This is a genomic window from Nocardia vinacea NBRC 16497, from assembly GCF_000308835.1.
Taxonomy (GTDB): Bacteria; Actinomycetota; Actinomycetes; order Mycobacteriales; family Mycobacteriaceae; genus Nocardia; species Nocardia vinacea.
This window is the reverse complement of record NZ_BAGN01000088.1, coordinates 111,057-137,130: the sequence shown is the minus strand read 5'-3', so window position 1 is coordinate 137,130 and position 26,074 is coordinate 111,057. Positions and strand designations below refer to the sequence as shown.

Here is a 26,074-nt window from a genome sequence, read left to right as displayed (position 1 = left end):
CTCAGAAACTCCCCCACCCGGGCCGCCGGGGAATGCTGCGCCCCGCTGCGGGGGTGAAGAACTGGCCGGCCGTTCGCCACTCTTCGCCGCTGCGGTCATAGCAATGCCGAAAGTAGGCGGCCAGCGCGATGGAATGTGCGTGGCGGCGGCCGATTCGGTCGTTCTCGATGGGAATCCAGGGAATCCGCATCCGGCCCGCGATCATGGATTCTGGACTTTGGAACTTCGACATGTCGTGCGAACTGCGTTTGGCGTAGGTCACCACCAGTGCGGCCGAGGCCGCACGACGACCGGCCCGCCCGGCGCGCTGCACATAATTGGCCGTCTTGGGTGGCATGTTTCGCATCATGACCGATTGCAGGTCACCGACGTCCACACCGAGCTCGAACGTGGTCGAGCACGACAGCACGTTCACCGCTCCGGAGATGAACTCGCGCTGCACTTCCGCGGCCGCGGTGGCCTCCCACTGGGCGGTGTGCTCGCGCGCAGACAGCGGCAGCATGGCCAATGTGCGATAGGCCGTTCGATAGTGGTTCGTGTCCGCGACCAGGCTCGGGAGTGTGAACGGGCTCAGCCGCCCGTCGCAGTTGCCCTGGGGGCACAGGTCGCGAATGTTGTGCGTGGTCAGCCGACGGCACGCGCCGCACTGGAACCAGTGGCAGTCCGCACCAGGCCGAATCCGTAACTGCTCCTGGTCGAGCTGATAGAGCACACCCGCGACGCGGTCGTTCTCCTCAGCGAGGAATTGGTTCTCCAGGAGGAACGTCCAGCACGCTTCGAGCACCCGTTCGGCATCCACCCCCGCACCGGTGGCGGCGAGGACCTTGCGCAGAAACAGAATCCGGTTGTTGGTGGTGCCGGGCTTGCCGCCGGGCAACCAGCTGATGATGCGCCGGTCCCGGTCGGCGGTGCGTGACCGGATCCTGATGCGGTTCGCCCGAGGCTCGAAGATCGATGCCTTGATATCGACCTCGGGCAGCAGGCTCATCGCACCCTGCAGCCGGATCGTCTTCACCAACTCGTCGAGCAGACCCCAGAACTCCTCGTCGGTGAGACCGATCCTCGCGAATCCCGAGGGGATCCGGACTGACCGAGGGCGGAACAGCGAGACGGACATCAGCCCGAGCCCTTCCAGGGACATTCGCTGGTCCATGGCCATGAGCTCAGCCATCACCCACGGATTGACGGCACGTCTGAGCGCAGTGCGGGTCGCTCGCTCGTCGAAATGCTCAGCGTCTACCGCAATCTCGCGCGCGCCTTCGGCAAGATCTTCCGGGCACAGCTGATCCCCGGCGTTCTTCGGCAGTGCCAGAACTTCTGCCAGATAGCGGCGTTCGAGCATGCGCCCGTACGTCTCGGCGAGGTAAGGAGCCGCGAACGCGGCTGCTTGCCTCGAGTCGGAGAACATCAGCAGCTTGCGTCCGCCCCCGACATTCTCCGCGGTCTCGTCGTCGGCGGGCGGCAGGTTCTGGTACAGCGCGGTCGCGATAACCGCTGGTGCGGCGTTGGTATCGGTACGCAACCGCCGGATCACCTGTCGGGCCCGCGCACCACATTCGGTGCACTTGCTCATGATCCGTTGCGCCACAGGATGTTCCCGCACACGCAGGACAGGCCCGCCCGGACATTCGAGTCCACATGATGCCGCTCCGCCGTCGAGCTTTCCGCACCCCGAGCACAGCGAACGGATCCCCGTGTCGCGATCGGTCCCGGTGTCTTCGTCGAGGGTGGCGTCGTCCTCGTCGGTGAGATCGGCGCCGTCGCTGTCGGTGAGGACCAGCCATTTGACCCGTGAATCCCGTTTGGCGGGCCGGAAGAACTCACGTCCACCGTCGAATTCCGGCTGGCCCGCCAGGTGAACCGCGCCGCAGCGCTGGCAGGTGCCGAATTCGAACACCGCACGACCGGTCACCGGATCGATCTCGTGCCGTCCCAGCAGCACAGTCGGCTCGGAGTCGGTGAAACTGACAAAGGCTCCTTCGGTAGCCCGCACGAACAGGTGGTATCTAGCGGACAGTACCGAATTACCGTCCTGACCGGTGACTTTCGACCCCAGCGTGACCAGTGCCTCGAGCTTGGTCACCGCGAGGTCGTCGTCCGGCCAGATCTTCGCGGCCAAGTCGGCGACGCTCTTGGGTCCGCGTCCGGCATGCGCCGTGAGGTCGGCGGTGCGGCGTTCGGCGTGCAGCGCATCGGCGATATCCCCCGACGGCACATTGGCCCCGATCCAGGTCAGGTCCGCATCGGGCTCGGCCAGCAGCATCAGCTTGTCGTCATCGAGCTGCCACGTGGGTTCGGGTCTGCGCGGCATCCGGGTCGCAGTCACCAGATCCTGGCGGGCCGGGTCGCCGTCGACAAACTCGAATGGGGCATCGAAGAGCTTCTGCGCGAAGGCTGTTGCCTCGTGCCCCTGTTTGTCGTCGGTGCTGCCGGACAGCGATGCCGATGTCGCAATGCACTGCAGGGGCCGGTCACCGGCCACCCGGTCACGCAACCGGCGCAGCAGCAGTCCCACCTCGCTGCCCTGGGCGCCGTCATAGACATGCGCTTCGTCGAGTGCGACGAAGCGCCATGTCCCCGAGTGCTTTCCGTCGAACAGCTCCATGTCGCGTGGACGCAGCAGCAAGTATTCGAGCATGGCGTAGTTGGTGAGCAGGATGTTCGGCGGGGACTCCCACATCTCCTCACGACTGAGCAGCTCGTTGGGCAACCGGTCCGCTCCGGGAAACATCGAACGGTAGGTCGCTTCGGCATCGGCGCGGCGCTGCTTGGTCTCCCCGGTGTAGCGGCCGAAGGTGATATCCGGGGTAGCGGCGAGGAGCTGGCGAAGTCGCTTCAGCTGATCGTTGGCCAGTGCGTTCATCGGATATAGCAGGAGCGCACGCACACCGGGCCCGAGCTTGCGCGCGGCCTTCTGCGCGATCAACTCGTTGAGAATCGGCAGCAGGAAGCTCTCGGTCTTGCCGGAGCCGGTTCCCGTACTCACCACCAGGTTCCGGCCCGCAACCGCTTTGCGCACGGCGATCTCCTGATGCCGGTACAGCGGACGGTCCAGCGCCATCGTCTCGGCGAACTCGATGAAGTCATGGTGCAGGACGCCTTCGGCGATCAGCGACCGCAGCGACGCCCCTGCAGCATATGGCGGGGTGAGCTCGAGCAACGGCCCCTTGGTGAGCAGCGAGGTCTTGTCCACCGCATGGTCGAACGCGGCGGCCAGCGCCGGATCACGCGGTGCCAAAAGCGTTTTCAGGTACCTCTTGTAACCGGCTTCGATGTCTGCGCCGGCTGCGAGGGGATCGAGCCGCTCGGTCACCGTGGTCCTCCGATCTTGTTGATGAGGTCGTGGTGGAGGGTGTGCGAGGCGAGCGCATCGGCGATGAGCACGTCCGTGCACACCAGCGCGGGACACAGTCCGGCAAGGCGCGCCCACGATTCGCGCATCGGTGCAGGCATCGACCAATCGCGGATCACCGATCGCGCGCGCAGGCGGGCCACGGCGGCGAACAGCAGCGATTGCATCGACACCAACAACCAGGGGAATTCGGTGGTGTCGGCACCGGTTAGTGCTTCGTTGCGGGCCTTGACCATGTCGTATATCGGTGCCGATGCGCGGCGCAGCAGGGGCATCAGCTCCGCCGAATGGACTGTCATCGCCGTACGGGCCGGGTCGTCCTGCCAGGCGAGGCGTTGCGCGAATGCTTCGAACACGGCGCTGCGGCGGGTGTCGGCGTCGAGCATCGCCGCGGGCACGATCTCGCACGCTTGCTTGAGGTCGGCGAACTGCTCCTCCGGCATGTAGTGCAACGCGACCGTTGCCGCATCGAAGATGTCGGTGTAGGCGCCGCGGACATCGCCGCCGAGCAGGTCGATCAGCTGCCTGCCTCCGTAATTGGCCAGGTCGGCCCTCAACTCGACGGCGGCACCGGAATTCGCCTGTCGCAGTGCGACGAACGGCAGGTCCGCGATGCGGATCAGGCAGCCGAGCCACGGATCGGTGAGGGCGTCGGACCGGATCGGTGAGGACAGGTCGCGTTCGATAAGCCCACTGCTGATCAGCAGGGCGGGGACATCGGTCCGGGCGATGATGCTGCGGTCCAGTGCCTCCACCGAGGACCGCGGGTCGGCGCGAAGCACATCGAGCAGGGCGGACCGCACCGACGACCGGTGGACCTGACCGCTCCGGGCGGCAGCGAAGACTGTCCACACCTCCGGCACTGCGGGGCTCGTGTGCGGAAGGTCACCGGAGCCGGCCAGGAACCGGGCCAGATTTGCCCGGCCCGGGTCACCATCGCGCATCCAGCCGCTCTGCTCCACGGTGTGGGCGGTGTCATCGGGATGTTCGGGTGCGGCAATCACTGTCCATGGATCGTCGACGAACACCTGAACTGTCAACGGACCGCCACCGACGAATTCCTCAGGTAGCGTGGCGCGCCCGTCGACCAGCGGCACCTGAATCGGTGCCCGCCACGGCGCAGTGCACGGCCAGACGTAGGCGGCCAGATCGGAGTCGATCGCCCCGTCGAACATCAGGTCGGCATCCTCGAGCCGCACGCCCGTGCACAACCGGCGCGGCTGGATCCGGGCCAGCGTGACCGCGGTGGTCGCACCGTCGGCGGTGTCGATGCGCACCACGATCCGTGACCGGCGCATCGACCGCGCGGTGTCTATGAATTCCCGGGTCGGGACCTGAAAGACGTTGTCGCGGAGGACCTGCGGCTCGGCGATCTGCCTGATGGCACCGGCGTCGTTGGTCAGAACTACGTCGACTTCGACCGAGCCGGGTACTCGTGCGGCCACGGTCATGTACTCGGCCAGATCGTCGACGGTCAGCACCGGCGCCACCGTCCGCCATCGGGCAGCCGCTCCGATCGGATCCACCCGAAGTTCCACTGCAGGCGGCCGAATCATCAGCCGTTCGGTGAGCTGACCTGATGCCACGACGATGGCCGACTCCCGGACCGTGGCACCGAATCCGAGCTCTGTCCGGTCGGCCCGCAGCGGCGGCGCAGAGGTCACCGTCGTGCTGGTCGGCGCCAGCCCATCCTGGACGGGGACGCGGAATTCCGCCGCATGCTCGACGGCGAGCCCTTCCGCCAGGAACAGACTGTGCCGGATGTCCTGGCCGAGCGGCCCGCTGATGACGACATCGAACAGGCCGAGCAATCCGGGTTCGAGTCCGTCGAACGGGTCGAGCGAGACCGGCTCGGTATCCGATTCCCAGATGTCGTCGGCCAGCCAGTCGACGGTGCCGGAGTGCCGCACCCGTACTCGCCAATTCACCGGTTCTACGGCATGGGCGGGCAGGTCGACGGCAGGGCGCTCGGCATAGACCGGCATTCCCGACCTGGTGTAGACCCCGTCGATCGGGTCCGGTAAGACCAGGCGCGCGGATCCTGTCCGCCGAACCTGCCGCGACGGGCCGGACCTGTTGTCGTCGCGAAGCAGTACCGCGTCGGTGTCGGTCAGGTCGTAGACCCGAGCCACCCAGTCACGCCACCCCACCGGCACGGTGTCCGCGAAGTACTCTAGCGCCGCTCCAGTGTGGGCGTCACGCAGCTGCGCCCGCGCGGGATGAACCGCGACGACCTCGCCACGTGGCAGCGCCACATGACGCGACAGGTGCTTGCCCTGATCGTCGAACAGCAACAACGGATCAGCCTTGTCCACCAGCGAGATCCGATCGTGCACGCCGGTGCCCTCATGACGCAGCACGACTTCCCGGACCCGGTGCGGTACCGGCACCGATGTCGGCGGCTGCACCTCACCGGCCGACAGTCCCCAACCGCGGCGCGCGTGCACACTCGTGGTCTCACCGTCGAACGACACCAGCCAGGGAACATCTGCGGACTCCGCTGGGTACGGCACCTCGACGACGATCTGGTCGTCGGTGCGCGAGTATGCGAGGACCGGGCGCCGCGCTCGCACGGACCGGCTCGTGACCACCGCGACAGCTCCGAAAGGCCGTTCCGTCCAGCGTTCGATCAACGCCTCGAGCAGGATGCTCGGCAGACCGGTAGTCGAGGTGTCCAGGGTCAGGTCGTTCGCGAAATCTGGGTGTTCCCGCGTGTAATCGGCGAACTCGATGATCCGGTCGACGATGTCGACAGCCACCTCGCCACCGTGCTGCAGGAAGTTGCGCACCGGAACGTCCAGGTGGTTCATGCGGTATTCCAGCCCCGGCTGGGTCAACCAGTCGAAGACCGCCGCCCCGCTCGGATCACGTCCTTGCGCGATGTGCTGTTCGATGATGTCGACCAGATCGTCGAGGCAATGCACGGGCACACCGGCATGCACCGCCATCATCTGGACGTATTGGGTACTCAGCTCCGGGAATTCGCGCATCTTGAACTTTCGGAGGAACACCGGCAGCCGCGCCCGCAGCAGGTTCTCGAAGTCCTGTTCCCGTACCAGGTGGAGTTCATCCCAGAAGCTCTCCCAGTATTTGCCCTGCTCGTAATCGAGGCCGGCATGACCGATCAGCGTCGTCAGGGTCAAGGCCGGGAAGGTGTCGATCAACCGGGGTGCGCCCAGCCGGCGCCGATGTTCGCGGATGACTTGGCCGAACAGGTCACGGGTGCGCACGATCTCGTCGTAGTCGAGGTTCAGCTCCGCGAACAGCGACACTTGCTCGAGCCGTCGCGCCTGGCGAAACTCCTCGTTCCCGGCCTCGCGCCACGCGAACGTGTCCGGCACGGCCCCTCCCCTCCCACCAAGCCGCTCCCCATTCACGCCCGCGGCAAACATTCAGAATCGCCCTCCCATCATCGCACCACCCTGCGATGCTGTGGGCCCGACTCGGCCACCTCGGGTTCGCCGATCCACATACACGCGGCTCAGCCGCTACCCTCGATCCAGACCGTGCGGGGGCAGGAGCGGGAAGGTGATGCGGCGTGGGAAACGGGCTGGCAGAACGGATCATCGCGATATTGCGGGCGCAGCCGAATCTGAGTGCGCCGCAGATCGCCGCGAAACTCGCCGACCCCGATATCGACCGCTCCACCGTCAACCGCCTGCTGTATGCCGAACGGTCCCGCTTCACCATGGATTCGACAACCAACCCACCTCGCTGGTCGCTGAAAGCAGGCCCGAAGCCGATTTCGCCGGCACCGTCGCCGACCGAGGTGGCGGAGGACGACGATGTACCTCCCCTGCGGGCGTGGCAGCGGCGCGTATTGGCGCAGTGGATTCGCAACGGGCGCAAGGGCATTGTCGAGGCCGTCGGCGGTACCGGCAAGACGGTGCTGGGTGTCCGTGTGGTTGCCGAAGCCGTCGCGGCGCACACCCCGGTGGTGGTCGTTGTCGCCGATGAAGAGGCTCGCGCCTGCTGGCTCGACGAGCTGGCCGTTGTCGCGCCCGACTGCCGCGTCGCCGGGCTTGGCAGCAACTCACGACCTGGCGCCCAGCGAACGTGGCAGGTCGTGATCGTGATGGCGTCGACCGTTGCCAGGCTCCGTCAGATCGCCCCCGCCACACAGTGTTCGGATGCGCTGCTCGTCATCGACGACGTCGACCGGTACGGCAGCGGACTGTTCGCCCAGGTGCTCACCGAACAGTTTTCAACCCGCCTCGGGCTCACCCGTGCGCTCGATCGTGGTGACCACACGGTACGAACCCAGCTCCTCCCGTACTTTGGACCGATCGTCGTCGGCTGCGACTACGAGATTGCCAGGGCCGACGGATTATTGGACCCGGTCACCCTGGTCCAGGTCGGCGTCGCGCTCGATGCGAAGGAACGCGCTCGACTCGACCACCTGCAAGCACTGGTCGACCGCGAGTACGAGACCCTCACAGGCACTTACGGCGCACCCGAATCGGGCACCGAGTTCTCGGTATTCGTCGAAGCGCTGGCGGCAGGTCGGGGTTCCGGTGCCCACCATGCGAACAGGTATCTCACCGCTGTCACCGATCGCGCGACGACGCTGGCCGAATGCCGAGCCAAACTCGATCTGGTTGGCGCTCTCCCCGCCGATGTCCTGACAGCGACCCAGACTGTCGTGTTCACTGATCGCCCGGTGGCCGCAGGACTGGTCCATCGGGCGCTCTCCGAGAATGGTGTTCCAGCGGCCACTACAACAGGGGCGTCACTCACTGCAACGCAGCGGTCCGAGATCGCCGACGGCTTGCGTGACCGATCGCTGTCGGTGCTCGTCGAGCAGCGAGTTCTCGATCTGTCGCTCACCGTCCCGGGGGCTGAGATCGCGCTGATCCTCGCCCGCACCCGCGACAACACCCAGCTGGCCCACCGGCTGAGCCGTGTTTTGCATTCCGGCCGGCCGTCGCGCCGTCGGCTTGTCGTGATGGTGTTCGCGTCCGGTTCGGTCGATGATCCCAGCCGCGACGACGCGAGCATATCCGCGATCATCCGCCCACTGGCCGTCGATACGATCCGGACGGATACCTCCGGTCTGGTTGCGCTACTTCGCGAATGGCACTGCACAGCAACAACAGTCACCCACGACGCAGTTTCGACAGCAGACCGTACGATGCGAGAGCCCGGCCCAGGGCAAAGCGCCACCGGCGCTGTGGCGGCGACCGCCGAGGCACCCGCGTCGGAACCGGTCGACCACAGAATCGATCACCGGCTGGACACCGAAGACGACGCCGAGCCGATCGATGCAGGCGATCCCGGGTCGTCCCGGGACCACGCCGAGTTGCTGTCCGAACTGGCGAGCCTCGGCAATATCGCCACCAGCGAGGAAGTCGGCGATCTCATCGGCTACGCCGATCCGGCAGACTTGCGCGACATGGTCGAATCCGCAGTCCGCGCCGAGCGGCTGGTGTTCCACGAAATCGGCGGCGACAGTGAGGATCTGCTGCTACTCGGCGTCGACAACGGCACCGATCGGCACCACCTGCGCGCGGCGGCCGAGCGAATCACGGTGTGGGCCCACAGCGCTGAGGACCCGATAGGAGACATGTACGCGCTGATCTCAGACCTGAACGAGGTGTCGGTCCCCCCACATCGGCTTGTCCAAATCGCAGCCTTCCTCCGTGGCACAACCCCGAAAGCACTGCTCTAGGTGCTCGGTCATGGGCGGTGCAGTTGTTCGGCGATCGGCAGCACGATGGCCAGCATGGCGATGGCCCGGTCGGTCAGCTGATTCTGCCCCAGCGCGGAGACGGCATGCCGCATGAGCGCAGACCGATCGGCCCAGCCGGTGGATTCGGCACTGCGGGCTAGCATTCCGGCCAGCTCACGCGCGGGGACATGTTCGATCGCTCGTGCTCCGAGCAGCCGTAACCTGCTGGCGGGCTGCGCCGGAGTCCGGTAGCTGAACCACTGGGGCTGCCCGAGCTCGAGAAAGTCGTCGAGCACCAGCATCCCCTGCTGGACAGCGGCTTCGAGCGCTCGGTCGACCAGTGCAGTGATCCGGTCACGGTCCTCGTCATCACCCGTGTGTACCCGTGCGACCACCGCATGCAGGCGCCCGGCGGTCACCGGTCCTTCCACGTCGACGATGCGGAGCAGATCCTCCTTGACGGAGGCGATGTTGTGACCGGCCCTGGCCACTGGAAGCACGTCCGCGAAAGCACCGTAATCGGCGATGCCGCCCGCTTGCCCAGGGCGGGGCAAAGGCACCTCGTCGCCGACCTGCAAGGTCTGCCGCGCCGACACTCCCGGAGCCACCGTGGCTGTAGGCGTCGGCGCCTCCTGCACCGGGTCGATCTGCTCCGCAGTCGTAGCCTCTGAGGGCTCCACCTGTGTGACTGTCGCGACCTGCTCGACCACCTGCGGTGCGGGCTGATCTGCCGGCTCGTCCTTCGCTCCGTCGAGCCACGGCTTGCCCCACAGGAAGCTGCTGAGCAGTTCCTCCTCCGGAAGAGCTCGGAAGACAGGCACTTCGCCAGTGACCGACTCAGCTGGCACCACAGACACCGTGTCCGGTTCGAAGGCCTCCCGGACAACCGGCACCAGCCCGACCGAATCGAGCAGTTCCCACAGCGGTTCGAGGGCCCGTTCCGGATCGGATACGAACTGCGACTGGCGAACCCGGAAGAACGGCCACCCGCAGCGTTCCAGGTCCCGCTGCCACGACAGTGCCTTCTGGTACGCCTGTGGCCCCGCCCAGGCGTCACCTTCGCACAGCACCGCCACCCGGATATGACCGCCGACGACCACCATGTCCAGCGTGTGGATCCCGACATCAGAGTGGGCGACAACGCGATATCGCCGGGCCAGGATCCGGTTGAACACCTGTTGCTCGAACACCGAGGAGAACGGCGGAACCGGCCGATCCTCCCGAACCGGAGCAGGCAATTCGGCACCTTCCGGCGTCGGAGGAGCCGCCTCGTTCGCCAGGCAGTAGTCGAGCAGCTGGTAACGCATGTCGGCCGGGTTGCCGAGATCCTCCAATCGCAGCGAATGGAACAGCCACATCTGGTCGGCGGCTCGGGACGCTGCGACGTTGTACCGCTGGATCGCCGACTCGTCGGTCTGCGGCATCAATCGGGTGTCCGGTCCCCGAGCTTTTACCATCGACAGGAACATGACGTCACGCTCGGCGCCCTGGAAGTCGGCCGCATCACCGCAACGCAGCTGTCGCCGGTCGATCTCCTCCGGCGGAACGGCAAGCAGCAGCTTGTTCCAAATGAGCTCGGCCTGTGGGGCGCCGAGCAGCGAGACGACCCCGAAGGTCTTCGACGCGTAGCGCGGGTCGGCCAGGCATTCCAGCACCCGTGCCACGATCTGGTCCGCTTCGGCTTCGTTCAGATTGCCCTTGGTGCTGACCCCGTCGGCCACGTACTCGGTCCGGATGGGCGGGAGCCGGTCAATACCGAAGACTCGTACCGGGATCAGCGGTTTGGCGTCCTTCTTGTAGGCGATCTGGTTGGAGAACCCGATGATTTCCGGCACGCAGCGCCGATGTTCGACCAGGGTGAGCCGCGAGCCGAACCGCATCCCGGCATCGTCGAACAGGCTCCGTTTGGTGTCGATCCAGCTGGCCTTGTGCGGGTTGTCGGCGAGGTACTGTTCGGCCAGTCCTCGCACGGTATCTATCTTCACGCCGACCCCCGAGGGCGACACCTGCCGGTCGTCACCGATCACCACGATCCGCGGTGCCAGATATTGCAGAAAGACCGCTTCGGCGCCCGCCTGCGAGGCCTCGTCGACCACAACGACATCGAACATGTCCGGTTCGATGTCGAGCTGTTCGACCACCCGGTAGATCGGCATGATCCACACCGGGACGGCCGAACGGCAGCGTCCCATGGTGTCCCGGATCTCGCGCCGCCTGCGGTCGGCGTGCGGGCCGCTGCCCTTGCCGTATCGCCGCACCAGCTGCGCGTATTGCCGCAGGTCCGTTCTGGTTCCCGGCCCGAGTCGATCCGGAGCCACGGCCCGGTCCCAGGCCTTGGTGACTGCAAGCTGAGTCGCTTCGTCGCGGAGCCCGGCTTCGATGTCGTCGAGCTGATCGAACAGCTTGTTGACCGGTTCGGGGTCGACCCCGGAGAGCCACACACCGAGACCGGCCCAGTCCCAGGCCTGTTCGAGGTCGGCGAGATGGATGTCCCACACGTCCGACACCGCGGTGGACACCACGGCTTCACGCAACCGGGGCAGCTGCGCCATCCGTGCATCGAGTTCGCCACGACGGGCATAGCGGCCACGCAGAACGTTCAGTTCGGCTAGCCGCGTGTGCGCACGCTGGTAGGCGTCGATATCGCGCTGCTCGATCGCACGATGCAGATCGTGCAAGTTGGTAGTGGCGCCGGGCTGATAGCGCAGCCCGGATACACGGGTGGCGACCTTGTCGAACAGTGCCGATGCCTCTGCCTGCTCGTCTAGGGCGGTGGCCGCGTCGAAGGAAGCCAGCAACGCTCGCCGAGCGGCCGGATCCGACCAGTCCGGCTCTGCCATCCCGAATCCGCGCAATTGCTGTCCCGCCGTGACCAATTCAGCGCCGACGGTGAGCAGTATCCGCAACTGCTCGGCATGGTCACGGTGATGGGCCAGCCGGACGGACACGCTGCCGGGCGCCGCGGCAGCAACGCCGGATCCCGTCCACACCTCGTCGAGCTGTTCGACCAGCCGCTCGACCTCCTCGCAGCGGAGGAACGCGCGCAGGTGCGCGGGATCGACCGGAATCCGGCCGTCCACCCGGACATATTCGAACAGCGGTGCGGCTTCTTTCAGCACTCGGTTGGTCGCGATGCCGATCTTCGGTGCACCGTCCGGGCGCAGTTTGATGGACCCGTTCTTCTCGACATAGCCGAGAACTGATTCAGCCAGCGCGACGAGGGCCGCGCGGTCGCCACCGGAAACCCGAACCTGGGCTATGCCGAGCTCTCTGGTCAATGTGGCTGCGGGTTCGAGCAATTCGACAAGCCGCATCCGCCGCCCGTGCCACACACCGCCCCGGCCCCTGGCCACATCGACAACGGCATCGCGAACCCACCCGTCCCGGCTGGACGACAGTTCCCCGAGTTCGCGGTCCACCTGTCGTACCGTCGCCGACACCTCGGCGCAACTGGCCGGCGTCAGTCCGCGGATCGCCTCGATCCACGGGCGCGTCCCGTGTCCGGCCAACGTCGTGGCCCGCTCGGTCGCACCGGCGAGCCGTTTGCTCCATTGCGCCACCTGGGCTACCGGCGGCACATCGTGCACGGTGATCAGCTGCGGGGCTGCCACTTCCGGATCAGCGAGTGCATCGTCGAGAAGCAGCGTCCGCCATTCCCGCACCTCGGTCGATGAAACAGGCAGTGCTGTACCCGGGTGGACCTGGTCCAGGTTTCGAACCCACCCGTACCGCACTGCCTCTGCTCGATGCCGCAGCACCAACTCGGTCAATGTTCCACGGTAGGAACCGATCTCGTGCGAGATCACTTCCTGCTCACGATGCCGCAGCAGCTGCTCGGCGTGCAGCGCACGGGCCGCCCGCAACTCGGCGATGCGCGCGTTGGCGGTCTCGACTCTGCGTCGGGCTCCCGGCGCATCGTGGTCGTCGGCTGCCGCCGCGATCCGCTCCATCGACAGTTTCAGATCGGCGAAGTTGTCGCGGCTTGCCCCAGCCACCGACACACACAGATCACGGATCTCCGCAGGCAGCTTGCCCCGCACCTCCGCCAGCGCGCGATCGGTGTGCGCGGTGACGAGCACCCGCTTGCCCTGCGCCAAGAGGTGGGTGATCAACGCGGCCGCCGTGTGGGTCTTGCCTGTGCCGGGAGGGCCCTGCACGATCGTGTGCGCATGGCAGTCGACGTGCTGGAGGATGTCCAGCTGGACCGCATTCAGCGGCAGCGGCAGGAAGCTGTCGGTTCCGTCGCGCACAATCGCGCCGTTGTCCGACGGCAGGTCCGCAGTCGCCGTATAAGCCGGATCGACCAGGGTGCGCAGCCCGACCGGGACCCGGCCTCGGTCCTCGATCCGGTCGGCGATGGTGTCGAGCACCCGGGTCAGTCCTCGCTTGCCACGCGACCGCACAATCAAGGCCGGGGCGTAGTAGCCCACCGGTTCTGTAGTGGCCGCGGCCGGCATCATCTCGTCGCGGAAGGCCGAGTCCGGCCCCAGGCTGTGCAGGAGCCGCCGCATGAGCACCGCGACAGCATCCCGGTCGAACGGGTCCACACCGTCGAGGAATTCGCGCTCCACCGAGCGCAGCAGTGCCGGATCGATAATCTCACCCGGGTCGAGGAAATCGGACAACTCCATCGCCGAACGACCGGCGTCGAGATCGAGCCGCACGGTCAGCGTGCCTGAGTCGGTGTCGAACTCGAACTTCACCGGCATGGTCAAGGCGTGCCTGCGGATCGTCCCGGCGCCGCGCCGCCGCCAGACGACGCACCCCAACGCCAGCACCGCTTCCCGACTCTCCGCCGAGGCGTTGACGTCGGAGTACATCCGGTAGATGGCCCGATACCAGCGATACGCCGGCTCCTCGATCCGAGCCATTTCAGCCCAGGCACGCCACCGCCGCAACCAGCCGTCGAACCGTTCGCGGATGTGCGGGTGATCGATAAGCCGTTCCGTCCGGGCACCGCCGTCGACGCGTTCGGCCCGCAGCGCCGGCTCGGCCGTGTGATCGTTGAGTGGTCCGGGCACCAGCCAGGCCCGTACCTCGGGCTCGGGCGGACCGATCGGCGGCGTCACGGGCACCTTGTCCAACCGCAGGAACGGCTTGTCCTCCGACCCGGACGTGAACCTGACCGCCGTGCTCGCAGGCAACTCACCGAGCCACTCCACCGCCCCGAGATCGTCGGCGTCGAGGATCGGGGTGCCACCAATTCCCTGGACTCGGGCCAGAAATCGGAACAACCGCGACGCGCGATCCGCCAGATCGGCCTCCCTCACGGTCCCCGAGTCCGTCATCCCGCTGTCTCCTTACCCCACAGGCCAACCGTCAAAACGGTATCGCCAGGTCAGGGGTATCCGCTACAGATGTATCTCGACCGCGACCATGATCGCGACCGATTCGTTAGCGTCGCGGAGACCTCATTGGTCGCGAAATCGGCAATCCAATTACCTTGTGCCCGCCCTGATCTGGGTGATCATCTCCGACAGCTGCACCACTCGTGCATCGCTCTCCCCGTGCCAGGCCGCCAGCTGCGCGTGCAATTTCCGCAGTCGCGTCAGCGCGGCCCGCACCTGACCGCTGTGTACCTGGCAGGTGGCCACCTGCCGCTGGCAGTACATGACCTGGTCGTCATAGGGCCCCCGCTCCGCGGTGAGGTCGTCGATCAGGTCGCTGTAGAACGCGCTGGCCTGGACATAGTCACCGGATTCCAGACACAGATCGGCCAGCCGAACCCGCGCGTCGACGACGTCCACATCGCGAGCGCCGAGCTGTGGCACGGCAACGCCGAGAGAGTCTTTCAACGCTCCGATGGCAGGCACGTAACGGGACTCGTCGGCGAGGTCTCGAGCACGGCGGACCGCCCGATCGAGATCACCGCGGGTGAACTCGGGCGCGGCAGCCGCATCGCCGACTTCGAGCCGCTTCTGGGGCATCGCGGTCCGTGTCGCCGCTGAGGCACCGACGGCTGCCGCATACAGCCGTGCGGGGCTCGCCGGATCGGGATGTTCCATCAGCCCGTCGAGCGCGCCGACATACCGCATCAGCACCCCGTGCACGGTCACCGCATCCGCCGGACGGTCGACCGGCTCCTTGGCGAGCATGCTCCTCACGAGCACCGCCAGTTCCTCGGGCACCTTGTCGCGTTCCGGCTCGAGAATCGGTGGTGCCGTATTGATCTGGTTGAACATCGTGTCGAACTCCGAGGACCCGAGCATGGCCCGGACGCCGGTGAGCATTTCGTACATCACCAGGCCCAGCGCATACAGGTCGGTCTGCGGCACCACCGAGCTACCCCGAACCTGCTCGGGCGCCATATATTCCGGTGTTCCGATGCCCGATCCCGTCCGGGTGAGCCGTGTTTGATCAGCGTCGAGCGCGACGGCGATGCCGAAGTCGAGCACACGAACCGTTCCGTCGGCGCAGAGCATGAGGTTCGACGGTTTGAGGTCGCGGTGGAAGATCCTGTGCCCGTGGGCTTCCGCGAGCACTGCGGCGGTTTGCGCGCAGATTCCGGCGACCGCGCCCAGCGGCAGCCGACCGCGGGCGGACAGGATGCTGTCGAGCGTGACACCATTGACATATTCCATGATGAGGAACGGCTGCTCGGGCGGCCCCGGGTCGATGCCGGCGTCGAACACGGTGGCCATACCGGGATGACTCATCCGCGCCATCAGTTCGGCTTCCCGCACGAATCGGCGTTCCCATTCATTGTTCTCGGCCAGATGGGGATGGATGATCTTGATTGCGACCTGGCGCTTGAGCCTACGGTCGAACCCCCGGAACACCCGTCCCATGCCACCGCGACCGATGACCTCGATCAGCTCGTAACGCTCGGCGACGATCCGTGGCACCGTGTCATTCGCCATGCGGCCCACCCGCATTGCCCGCCCCGTCCGCAATCCGAAGCGTTCCCGATGAGAGCCCGGACAGGCCGTCTCTGACCATTCGTTCGACAGCGAGACGCTGACCGCGCCATGCCTTCTCGATCTCCATCAGTTGCGCGACCGCTTCGCCGATGGTCCGCTGCTCACCGATCGACACTCGAGGAAAGCCGACCCCGAACAGGTCGATCGGTCGGCTGTCCGCGGCGTCTGCGGCCGCTCGCACAACTCCGGACAAGAAGTGCGCGTCGATGACATCCGGATTGACCCGTAGCACCGCAACCCCTGGCGCGAGCAGAGCCGCGTCCGTGCGCACCGACACCACCGCATGGCCCGCTCCGGTCACAACCACCACGTCGCCCGGTTGCCCGAACACCGCACCGGGGGTGCCGGGATCCCCATTCCTCGACGGTTCCCGGCCGAGACGAATGTCCTTGGCAGTCAACATCGGAGCTCCACTTGCGATCGCCACAAGGGTGGGCGGTGACTCCAGCACGGTCAGCGCCCCGGCCTCGGCGAGCTCACCGATCGACACCGTCGGACGCAGACCATCTCCGGTGACGAGCTCCGGCGCAACCGGCGAACGGAATGCGAAGACGGAGGTCCGCAGCGCGGTGTAGGTTGCGACATCAGGCGCGAGCACACCGCCGGCGACCAGCTCGGTCGGCGCCCCGGCCGCGTCGTTCTCCACGATCGCCACCTCCCCCACCTGTCCAATTCGGGTGCGACAACGGTAGCAGCGCGCTAGCCGCGTGGCCGGTCGGACCATCCACTACTCTGAATACACAAGCCTCGACGCTTCGTCCATTGACATAGTTTTCAGTGCGACCTTAAACTTCGGTGAGGCTGCCGAACGAAACATGCAATCCCTGTAACTAAACATGCGGAATTCCGAATGATTTCGTATCCGGCACTAAGTTGGATCCCCTCAGCATCGACCCACCAGGAGTACCCCTGATGACCCATGCCGTCGAGCCCCGCGAGCTCAACGTCGCCCCCGGCTCGATCGTCGTAGTCCGCGACGAGGAATGGCTGGTCACCTCCGCCGAGCAGGGATCCGACGGCTGGCTGCTACGCGTGCGCGGCCTGTCCGAGCTGGTCGCCGACACCACCGCGACGTTCTACGACAGCCTCGACACCATCGAGGTGCTCGACCCTGCCAAGGCCCAGGTCATCCCCGACGGTTCTTCCGGCTACCGCGACTCCCGACTGTGGCTCGAAGCCCTCCTGCGCAAAACCCCGTTCCCCTACGGCGACCAGACGGTCACCGTCTCGACCCACATGCTCGCCGACTCCCTCGGCTACCAGCGTGCCGCCGTTGCCAAAGCCCTTGCCCCCCAGCACATCCGCCCCCGGATTCTGCTGGCAGACGCGGTCGGCCTCGGCAAGACCCTCGAGATCGGCATGATCCTGTCGGAGCTGGTTCGCCGTGGCCGCGGCGAGCGGATCCTGATCGTCACCCCGAAGCACGTCCTCGAGCAGATGCAGCACGAACTGTGGTGCCGTTTCGCGCTACCGTTCGTTCGCCTCGACTCAGCAGGCATCCAGAAGGTCCGCCAGAAGCTCCCCGCCACCCGCAATCCTTTCACGTACTACAAGCGCGCGATCATCTCGATCGACACTCTCAAAAGTCCGCGCTACAAGGCACATCTGGAACGCCAGCACTGGGATGCGGTGGTGATCGACGAGTCCCACAACCTCACCAATGTCGGCACCCAGAACAACGAGCTGGCCCGGGTCCTGGCCCCCAACACCGAGGCCCTGATCCTGGCCTCGGCAACCCCGCACAATGGCCGCGAGGAATCCTTCGCCGAACTCCTGCGCCTGCTCGACCCCACCGCGGTCGCCGCCGACGGATCCTTCACCAAGGAGGATGTGCAGAACCTGCTGATCCGCAGGCACCGTCACCACGACGAGGTCGCCGCGGAGGTCGGCAGCGACTGGGCCGAACGCGCCGAGCCGGTGCACCGCCTCGTACAGCCGTCCGACGCCGAAGACGCTGTCGCCCGCGAACTCTCGCAGGTCTGGCTGCACCCGGAAACCGGCACCTCCCCACATTCCGGCGAAACCAAGGCCCTGTTCCCGTGGACCCTGGCCAAGGCTTTCCTGTCCTCCCCGGCAGCTCTGCGCGAGTCGATCAACCAGCGCCGTGACAAGCTCCGCGACGGCACTCCCCAGCAGCGCATCGAACTGGCCGCCCTGAACACGCTCAGCGACCTCAACGACAAGGCGTTCACCGAGTCGGCAGGCAAGCAGGCCGCCCTTGTCGCACGCCTGCGCGAGATCGGTGTGGGCCCCAAGTCGTCCCTGCGCGCAGTCGTTTTCGCCGAACGTGTCGCCACGTTGAAGTGGCTCACCGACCTTTTGCCCGCCGCTCTCGGCTTGAAGCCGGAGAACATCGCCATGCTGCACGGCGGCCTGTCGGATGTGGAGCAGCAGGAGATCGTCGACAGCTTCAAACTCGAAACCTCCCCGATCCGAGTCCTCGTCACCGGCGATGTCGCGTCCGAGGGTGTGAACCTGCATGCCCAGTGCCACAACCTGATCCACTACGACATCCCGTGGTCGCTGATCCGCATCGAACAGCGCAACGGCCGAGTCGACCGCTACGGCCAGAAGTTCCCGCCGGTGATCTCCTCCCTCATCCTGGAGCCTTCGGATCCCGAATTCTCCGGTGACCTCCGCGTGCTGTCGCGCCTGCTCGAACGCGAGAACCATGCGCATTCCACGCTCGGTGACGTCGCCTCGCTGATGGGCAAACACAGTGTGGGCGACGAGGAATCGGCGATCCGCGACGTCCTCGCCCGGAAGTCCGACCTCGACGATCAGGTCAGGACGGTCGAAGACGTCCTCGAAGGCGACGATTTCGACGCCTTCTTCGCCCAGCTCGACAACGACGACACCCCCGCGCTCCCCGAGCTCCCCCACCAGAGCCTCTACACCGACGACATCGGCTTCCTCGACGAAGCCCTGCGCGCCGCCTACAACGACGTCCCCCATGCGGCCCCCGGCAATGGTGGTGTCGGCTGGACCATCCACGCCAATCACGGTATCGCCGAACTGGTCCCGCCCCGCGACCTCCGCCAGCGCCTGGCCCACCTCCCGCAGAACTACCGCGAGAAGGGTCGCATCGACACCCACCTGAAGCTCGCCACCTCCCGCCAGGTCGGCGACGCCCAGCTCCGCGCCGCCCGCCAGGGCAAAGGCATCAACAACACCACCTGGCCCGAAGCCCACTTCCTCGGCCCGCTGCACCCTGTCCTCGACTGGGCCAGCGACCGCGCCCTGTCCGCCCTGGGCCGCAACCAGATCTTCGCCATCCGCGGCAACGTCGACGCCGTCACCGTCCTGTTGATGGGCACCTTGATGAACCGCCGCGGCCAGCTCGTGTCCCGCGTGTTCTCCACGGTCGAGTTCCCCGACACCGAACGCCCCACGCTGGCCTTCTCCACCCCGTTGGAAAACCTCGACTTCCTGCTCACCGACACCGGATTGAAGCCCGAGACCGCCAACCCCGGCCCGATCCCCGCCCCGGACCGCTTCCAACAGCTGATCCCCATCGCGGTCGACAAGGCCACCCAGTCGATGAAAATCGTCCTCGGCGAGCAGGAACGCACCGCCAACGAACGCCTCGCCCAGTGGCGCCGCCGCGCCGACCGCTGGCATTCCGGCGCCGACCAACTCGAACTGTTCGGCAGCCAGAAAAAGAAGGTCGACACCTACGCCCGCCGCATCGCCGAAGAACAGCGCCTCGCCGAATCCCTCGCCCCCACCCAGCAATTGGTGCGCCCGCTGCTGGTGATCGTTCCCGGAAAGGACCAGTAACCGTGGCCTCTTTCGATTCCATCGTCGTCGGCGAGGATTGGATCAGCGAACACTACTTCACCACCGATTCGGTGAAGGAGTCGTTCCACGGCAAGGTGATGGAGCTGCGTAAGGCGTGGGACGCCGAGGCCAAGGAGGGTCGGAAAACCGTCCGCAGCTCCCTGTTGTCCGCAGCCGGTGACCTACACACCGCGCTGGGTGCCCTCGCCGAGAACCCCGAGGCCGCCCACAAGGTGCACGCCGCCGTCCGCGCCGCCTTCGGTTTCGACGGCGAAACGACCCCCTTCACCGCCGAACGCGCCGGCTCCGAACTCGCCATCCCCGACGCTCAACTCGCAGGCACCCCGAATGTGCTTTTCCTGCAAGCCAACCCAGTCGAGTCGATCGAAGACTTCCTCGGCACCGGCACCCTGATCACCCCAGCCGTCGAAGACAACAAGCCTCTCGAATCGGCCTCCAAAGCAGTCTCTGCCGCCTTCCGCTCCGACACCCCACCGACCTTCGTCGTCGTCCAAGCCGGCCGCTGGCTCCTGCTCGCCGAAGCCGAACGCTGGGCCGAAGGCCGCTACCTCGCCGTGGACCTGCTGGTAGTCGTCGAACGCCGCCACGACGCGCGTGGCGGCGAAATCGACCGCGCCGCAGCCATCTTCGGCCATCAGGCCCTCGAGCCGGATGCCGACGGCAACATCTGGTGGACCGGCGTCCTCGAAGACTCGGTGAAGCACACCGTCGGCGTCTCCAAAGACCTGCGTGAAGGCATCCGCCTGTCCATCGAAATCATCGCCAACGAGGTCGTGCGCCGCCGCCGCGCCGGTGGCAAGACCATGGACGGCATCGACGGCAACGAGCTCGCCAAGCACTCCTTGCGCTTCCTGTACCGAATTCTGTTCCTGCTGTACGCCGAAGCATCACCGGAAATGCAGGTCCTCCCCACCGGCGTCGCCGAATACGAGGAGGGCTACGGCCTCGACCGCCTCCGCGAACTCACCCTCATCGAACTAGTTTCCAACCACGCCCGCACGGGCACACATCTGTACGAATCTTTGAAGCGCTTGTTCGACCTCGTTGAAGGGGGTCACACCCCGGCTGTGCGCGAGAACGTGGCCGATGATCCCGCCCCGGGCCTCGTGTTCAACCGTCTACGCGCAGACCTCTTCTCCACCGAAGCAACCAAACTCATCGACGACGTCAAGCTCGGCAATGAAGCCACCCAACAGGTGCTGGCCCACCTGCTGCTCACCAAGGAGAGCAAGTCCCGCAAGGGCGCCGACCGCGGCTTCATCAGCTACGCCGAACTGGGCATCAACCAGCTGGGCGCGGTCTACGAGGGCCTGATGTCCTACACCGGCTTCTTCGCCGAGGAAGACCTCTACGAGGTCGCCAAGGAAGGCAACCCGGAGAAGGGGTCCTGGGTGGTTCCGGTCGACCGCGCCGACCACCTGTCCCCCTCTGATTTCGTGTGTGCCGAGGACCCCGTCACCCACGAAAACAAGCCGGTGATCCACTACAAGGGCACCTTCGTCTTCCGCCTCGCGGGCCGCGAACGCCAGCAGTCCGCGTCCTACTACACGCCAGAAGTTCTGACGAAGTTCGTTGTCTCCCAAGCCCTCGAAGAACTCCTAGACCAAGACGGGCACCGCACCACCCCCGAGGAAATCCTCTCCCTCACCATCTGCGAGCCCGCCCTCGGCTCCGGCGCGTTCGCCATCGAAGCTGTTCGTCAGCTCGCCGCCGAATACCTCAAGCGCAAGCAGGAGGATCTGGGCGAGCTGATCGATGCTGACCAATACACGGTCGAATTGCAGAAGGTGAAGGCGCACATCGCCCTTCACCAGGTGTACGGGGTCGACCTCAATGCGACTGCCGTCGAGCTGGCTGAAATCTCCCTGTGGCTGGACACCATGGTCGCCGGGCTGCAAGCACCATGGTTCGGGCTCCACCTGCGACGGGGCAACTCACTGATCGGTGCGCGACGAGCGGTGTACGCGCCCAGCGAGCTGACCAAAAAGGCTTGGCTCAAGACCGTGCCGAAGGACATCCCCCTCGGCTCCGAAATCGGCGCCGGAATACACCACTTCCTCCTCCCCGCCGAAGGCTGGGGAGCAGTGGTAGACACCGCCGAAGCCAAAACCTACGCCCCGGAACAACGCGAAGAACTCCGGTTGTGGCGCAACGAGATCCGCAAGTCTCCCTCCAGGGAGATCACCAAACGCCTTGCCTCCCTGGCTCAGCGTGTGGAAACCCTGTGGGAGTTCACGCTGCGTCGCCTCACCATCGCGGAATCCGAAATCCGGCGTGATCTCCACTTGTGGCGCAGCGATCCTGTCGACCATGTCCCCGCGGTCTCGCGCGAACAGATCGAAAAGGTCCTCAACGACGAGGACGGCTCCTACCAGCGACTGCGGCGAGTAATGGACGCGTGGTGTGCACTGTGGTCGTGGCCAGTGACCGGCGATATCGCAGCACCGGACTGGGATCAATGGGTCGGGGGCCTCGAGGCCGTTCTCGGCACAACCGCAAAGGCGGGGAAGTTCGAGAAGTACGGACAGACCAGCTTCGCTTCGGACATGGGTTGGTTCGAACTCGACGTCGCCGAAGACAACGATCGAGTATTCGCACAGGTCAGACCTGTCGATGCGGCTATCTCCGAATTCCCTTGGCTGACAGTCGCTTCCAGGATCGCTCAAGCGCAGGGGTTCCACCATTGGGAGCTTGATTTCGCACCGGTCTTCGCGCGAGGCGGGTTCGACTTGCAGTTGGGTAATCCGCCGTGGGTGCGGCCGGACTGGGACGAAGCAGGCGTTCTGGCCGAGTTCGATCCGTGGTGGCAGTTGGCGCACAAACCCTCCGAGACGGAGAAGAAAGCCAAAGTCATTGCGGCACTCGCGGTCCCGGCGATCCGCGCGACGCTGCTCGACGAACGAGCTGCCCAGGCGGGCCAAAACCAGCACGTCGGCTCCGGCATCGACCGACCAGTCCTCACCGGCCTACAGCCCGACCTGTACCGCTGCTTCATGGAACGAACCTGGCGATCATCGTCCGCGCGCGGCATCACCTCACTGATCCACCCCGAGAGCCACTTCACCGAAGCCCGCGCCCAAGGACTGCGGCGAGCCTGCTACCGACGACTCAAGCGGCACTGGCAGTTCCGCAACGAGTTCAAGCTCTTCGCCGAAATCAACAACACCCGCCAATACGGCGTCCACGTCTACGGCAGCGACTCCACCGTCCACTTCCTCCAGGGCTCAGCGCTCTACCACCCTGACGTCCCCGCCCGCTCACTTCACGCCCGCCGCTCAGGCAACGACAGCTCCACCATCGTCCCCGGCGTGAAAGACCCCGACGGGAAATGGGACGTCCGCCCCCATCCCGAACGCATCATCGACATCACCGAATCCGACCTCGCCGGCTGGGCCACCCTCATCGACGAACCCGACACCCCCGCCGCCGAAGCCCGCATGCTGTACCCGGTGAACCGCGCGAGTGCGGCGGTTCTCGACAAGATTGCCGCCGCACCGCGACTCACCGATATCGAATTCCAGTGGACGCGAGGCTGGGAAGAAGACCGTGACCGCAAACTCGGCTACTTCGAATCCCGCTCCGCCGTGCCGGACACCCTCGACAACACCATCCTCCAAGGCCCCCACCTCACCGTCGCCTGCCCGATATACCAGCAGGGCAACCCAACCATGCGCAGCAACGTCGACTACTCCCCCATCGACCTCCAGTCGATCCCAGACAACTTCATCCCGAGAACCAACTACCAGACCGCCCGCCCCCTCCCCGAATACCAAGCCGCATACCCGAAGTGGAACAACGAACCAAGCTCGTCCTACTTCCGCCTTGCCTGGCGCCGAATGGCCGACTCCGCAACGGTCCGCACGCTTCACTCAGCCATAGTCCCGCCTGGACCAGCATTCGTTGGAACGGTCTTGACAGCCAAACTCCCGACGTCAACCGATCTGGTGGTCGCATCGGGAATCTGGTCGTCCGTACCAGCCGACTTCCTCATCAAGGCATGCGGCGCCACCGAACTGAAGCACGGACTGATGCGCCGACTTCCCCACATGCGGGGTCATTCGCTAGAAAGCGCCCTGGTCCTGCGCACTCTTCGACTCAATTGCCTGGTCGAACCGTACGCCCCCCTTTGGGCAGAGCTCTACGACCCCACCTGGCTACAGGACTCCTGGGTACCCGGCCTCGCCACCGCCTACAGCGGCAATCTAGACCGCGGTGCGATCGGACCCAACTGGACCTGGAGCACACCGTTGCGCACCGACGCCGACCGCCGCCAAGCCCTCATCGAAATCGACGCCATCGTCGCCGTAATGCTCAACATCACCGCCGACGAACTCCTCACCATCTACCGCACCCAATTCCCCGTCCTCCAAAAATACGAACGCGAAGCCCTCTACGACGCCAACGGCCGCCAACTCCCCACCAAACTCGCCTCCGAATACCGCAAAAAGGGCTCCCTCCCCCCATCCGACTTCACCATCGACGGCATCACCTACGCAGAACCCTTCACCGGAGTCGACCGAGAACGCGACATGCAACTCGCCCATAAGCACTTCTCGGCTATCTCGCCCGGTACGAGAATAACTCAAGCGACCGTAGCCGATTGAGGTTCCAGCTGGCCCATGAGCCATGGTTGCCAGCGATCTGACGAGCTACTCGCAATCAGTTCCAGCGACCCGGAATACGTACAGCGCCAGGCTGTCGTGCAATTTTTCATCGTGAAGGAGATTGAGGTTTAATGGCCATATCGCATGACCGCGTCGCGCAGATGATCGGAGAAATATTCCGCACACCGCCGCGCGCTGTTGACGGAGGCTACGACTTCGGCATCGACCGGTATGAACCTCTGCTAAATCTCAGCCATGAACGACTGACTGAAACGCTTGCACATGTACAATCCTACAAGAAGATTGACGAGACTGCTGTAGTCCTTGGAAAGAGTTTCGAAGTTCTTCTTAGGCGAGATAGCTCGATTAATACGCGACACTTGCTTCGACCCGGACGGGAGGCCTTGACTGTCTCCGATGATCAACAAGGGATATCGTATACAGTTGGCCTGGCAAGCGACGCATACCTCATATTTTTGTTACTAAATATTCCAGAAGGCGCCAACCTCCGAAACCTTCGAATTTCGGCTCCCCCATTGCATATGTTTACGAATCGGCTTAACCGACTGGAGAATCCGCCGACTGACATTTTGGAAGTACTTGGGCGGTATCTGCAGATTATGACACTAAGACTGGAGGCAAAGTCAGCAACACCATCCGATAGATGGCAGCGTTATGCCGATGCATTCTTTTTTCAGCTTGGATACAACCTCGATGTGGCAATAACCCAGGAGCGGTACGTCGAAGAGCTTATACGTCCGTCACGAATTTCCCGCTTGCGTCGGTCCACTATTAGCGACTTGGATGCGCCACGCCGATACTATGTTCCAGACTTGGTTTATCACTATCAACTCGGAGTTTCGGTTGAAAGCCCGATGCTTGAGTATATATCCTACTACCATGTTGCCGAGCACTGGTTTGAATCTGTTTTCGAGGAGGATTTGGTTGCGAAACTACAGGCTCAGATTACTGGTCCCAATTTCTCTTATAAGCGTACAGCAGACATGCGACGTGTAATTCGCACTGTAACGAGAGCGGTACAGCTTCGAAAAGAAGAGCTTGTTATCAACGAGGAGGTCGCATTGAAGCTCACGCTGGAGCGTTACCTAGATTTGGGGACGCTAATGTCTGACCTTGACGAGTTTGAAAGTGGACTTGTTCGATACTATGCGGATAATAAAGTGGATTTCTGCGAAGGAGACTTCGTTGACCTCGCTGGACCCGACTCCTCGACCGTATTTGCCGCTCTAGCTAGGAGAATATACAAGACTAGGAACGCTCTAGTTCACAGTAAAGATGGGTCAAAGGCGAAGTTCGTCCCGTTCTCGCACGATAAACAGTTGATACGAGAGGTGACATTGATTCGATTCATTGCAGAACAGATAGTGGTGTCAAGTTCCACGTTACCTTCCTGAATATTGATTATTTTTCATCCTGACCTGAGTTGCCGTAAGCGATGACATCAGCGAATATCCGCGCGCCGATGCCCGCGTGCCTCGTGAACTTCCCGCCGATATCGAACAGGCCAAAGCTATTTTGAGGTATATTCATCCGCTGGTAAATAGTCACCAGAATTCATTACCCTACTTCCTTGGTCGTCGCGCCGGGATTAGCTCCATAATAGTCTTCCGCCATTGCTCGATAGGGATGAGGATTCGGATTACACCCCGGACCGTAGATATATTTGTCGTCAGCATCTACCGTAGTGGCGCCGGAGAACTATCGGTCG

The 26,074-nt window shown here is 64.7% G+C and carries 10 protein-coding genes; 4 read left to right on the top strand and 6 right to left on the bottom strand.

Features of this window, described 5'->3' with window-relative positions; translation table 11 throughout:
- Position 1: 1 nt before the first annotated feature.
- Positions 2-3,313, bottom strand: a complete 3,312-nt coding sequence (locus ON44_RS11915; protein ID WP_306306475.1) for a DEAD/DEAH box helicase — start codon at positions 3,311-3,313, stop codon at positions 2-4.
- On the bottom strand, positions 3,310-6,693 hold the full coding sequence (locus tag ON44_RS11910) for a hypothetical protein (protein ID WP_040689094.1): 3,384 nt from the start codon (positions 6,691-6,693) through the stop codon (positions 3,310-3,312). The genes ON44_RS11915 and ON44_RS11910 overlap by 4 nt, the downstream gene beginning before the upstream one ends.
- A gap of 197 nt (positions 6,694-6,890) precedes the next feature.
- On the opposite strand from ON44_RS11910, the gene ON44_RS11905 reads away from it, so the two are divergent.
- Positions 6,891-9,020, top strand: coding sequence for a DEAD/DEAH box helicase (locus ON44_RS11905; RefSeq protein WP_040689090.1), 2,130 nt, complete (start codon positions 6,891-6,893; stop codon positions 9,018-9,020).
- Between the two features lie 8 nt (positions 9,021-9,028).
- Here ON44_RS11905 and ON44_RS11900 read toward each other — a convergent pair whose 3' ends face one another.
- The 3 genes from ON44_RS11900 to ON44_RS11890 all read right to left on the bottom strand — a co-directional run bounded on the left by ON44_RS11900 (position 9,029) and on the right by ON44_RS11890 (position 16,595).
- A complete protein-coding gene (locus ON44_RS11900; protein ID WP_051181908.1) occupies positions 9,029-14,308 on the bottom strand; it encodes a PDDEXK-like endonuclease domain-containing protein in 5,280 nt (1,759 codons plus the stop codon).
- 150 nt (positions 14,309-14,458) lie between these two features.
- Complete coding sequence (locus tag ON44_RS11895; RefSeq protein ID WP_040689144.1) at positions 14,459-15,880, bottom strand: serine/threonine-protein kinase; 1,422 nt, start codon at positions 15,878-15,880, stop codon at positions 14,459-14,461.
- The gene (locus ON44_RS11890) at positions 15,870-16,595 is read right to left on the bottom strand and encodes a hypothetical protein (protein ID WP_157187114.1); all 726 of its coding nucleotides are present in this window, start codon (positions 16,593-16,595) and stop codon (positions 15,870-15,872) included. Before ON44_RS11890 ends, ON44_RS11895 begins: the two co-directional genes overlap by 11 nt.
- Positions 16,596-16,852: 257 nt before the next feature.
- On the opposite strand from ON44_RS11890, the gene ON44_RS11885 reads away from it, so the two are divergent.
- The 3 genes from ON44_RS11885 (at position 16,853) to ON44_RS50130 (ending at position 25,760) form a co-directional block, all read left to right on the top strand.
- Entirely contained in the window at positions 16,853-19,720 is a 2,868-nt protein-coding gene (locus ON44_RS11885) for a helicase-related protein (protein WP_040689088.1), read from the top strand.
- Positions 19,721-19,722: 2 nt separating this feature from the next.
- Positions 19,723-24,345, top strand: coding sequence for a DNA methyltransferase (locus ON44_RS11880; RefSeq protein WP_040689086.1), 4,623 nt, complete (start codon positions 19,723-19,725; stop codon positions 24,343-24,345).
- Between the two features lie 131 nt (positions 24,346-24,476).
- A complete protein-coding gene (locus ON44_RS50130; protein WP_157187113.1) occupies positions 24,477-25,760 on the top strand; it encodes a hypothetical protein in 1,284 nt (427 codons plus the stop codon).
- A gap of 7 nt (positions 25,761-25,767) precedes the next feature.
- Here the strand turns inward: ON44_RS50130 and ON44_RS50125 are convergent, their stop codons facing one another.
- Positions 25,768-25,914 (bottom strand): hypothetical protein, encoded by a 147-nt coding sequence (locus ON44_RS50125; RefSeq protein WP_157187112.1) that lies wholly within the window; start codon positions 25,912-25,914, stop codon positions 25,768-25,770.
- Between the last annotated feature and the right edge of the window lie 160 nt (positions 25,915-26,074).

Bases quoted from the DNA above. Each gene is read 5' to 3' on its own strand.
- ON44_RS50130 (WP_157187113.1), top strand. From the start codon at position 24,477: ATGGCCATATCGCATGACCGCGTCGCGCAGATGATCGGAGAAATATTC.
- ON44_RS11895 (WP_040689144.1), bottom strand. From the start codon at position 15,880: ATGGCGAATGACACGGTGCCACGGATCGTCGCCGAGCGTTACGAGCTG.
- ON44_RS11885 (WP_040689088.1), top strand. From the start codon at position 16,853: ATGACCCATGCCGTCGAGCCCCGCGAGCTCAACGTCGCCCCCGGCTCG.
- ON44_RS11900 (WP_051181908.1), bottom strand. From the start codon at position 14,308: ATGACGGACTCGGGGACCGTGAGGGAGGCCGATCTGGCGGATCGCGCG.